The sequence below is a fragment of the Methylobacterium sp. BTF04 genome (genome assembly GCF_010692745.1).
Classification (GTDB): Bacteria; Pseudomonadota; Alphaproteobacteria; order Rhizobiales; family Beijerinckiaceae; genus Methylobacterium.
The window spans coordinates 1-682 of record NZ_JAAHTB010000237.1; the positions used below are offsets into that span (position 1 = coordinate 1).

General features: G+C 69.8%; 1 protein-coding gene and 1 pseudogene. Both read right to left on the reverse strand.

Annotated features, from left to right (window positions below; all coding sequences use genetic code 11):
* Nucleotides 1-202 (reverse strand): annotated as a pseudogene (locus G3T14_RS24515) (hypothetical protein); the annotation flags it as partial.
* Between the two features lie 241 nt (nucleotides 203-443).
* On the reverse strand, nucleotides 444-581 hold the full coding sequence (locus tag G3T14_RS24520) for a hypothetical protein (protein WP_163645053.1): 138 nt from the start codon (nucleotides 579-581) through the stop codon (nucleotides 444-446).
* Nucleotides 582-682 lie beyond the last annotated feature (101 nt).

Sequence of the window (682 nt, forward strand, 5' to 3'; positions counted from 1 at the left end):
ATTGGCCATAGCGAGCCCCGCCCGGCAACAGGCGGATCGGCGGCAGGGCGGTCCCGAGGAACAGCGCTAGGTCGGCGACACGGGCCGCTGCGATGCCGTAGCCGGGCTGATGACCAGCCGAGAACTCGGCCTCTTCGGCGAGCCACCAGCCCAGGTGCGCCAGCAGGGCGAGAGCGCCGAAGCGGGAGGCGCAGGGTGTCATGACCAAGGGCGTCGGTGGCGGCGTCGTAGTCGTCGTTGGCGACCATGGACGCTGCGCCCTCTGGGGCAATCTGGAAGGCGTCGTAGGCAGAGCGGTGGCGAGCGATCGCAGCGTGGATCGGATCGGCGGTAGCGGCGAGGGTCAGGGTACGGGCGTGAGTCATCGGTCGGGCTCCAAGGGGTTCGGGGTGGTCGGTTCGAGAGGGGGGAGGGCCGGCTACCCGCCAGCAGGGATGCCGGGGTTAGGAGAAGGCGGAGGCGGCGCGCATCACCATCCTGGCGACAGTCCAGGCTGCGCTGAGGGACACGGACATCGCCTCGCGCCAGGTGGAGCCGTAGCGGACCTGATGCCTCTTCGCGGCCGCGGCGGCCGCGATCATGATCGCCGAGCGGTCAACTTACCGGCCACGATGAGGTGGCCCTTATACTTGGCGCCGAACTCGATGTTGGTACGCGCCGCGAAGAAGCCGGCGGGCAGAGC

What these genes read in the sequence shown, in the direction of transcription:
- G3T14_RS24520 (WP_163645053.1), bottom strand. Translation starts at nt 581, where the DNA reads ATGATCGCGGCCGCCGCGGCCGCGAAGAGGCATCAGGTCCGCTACGGC.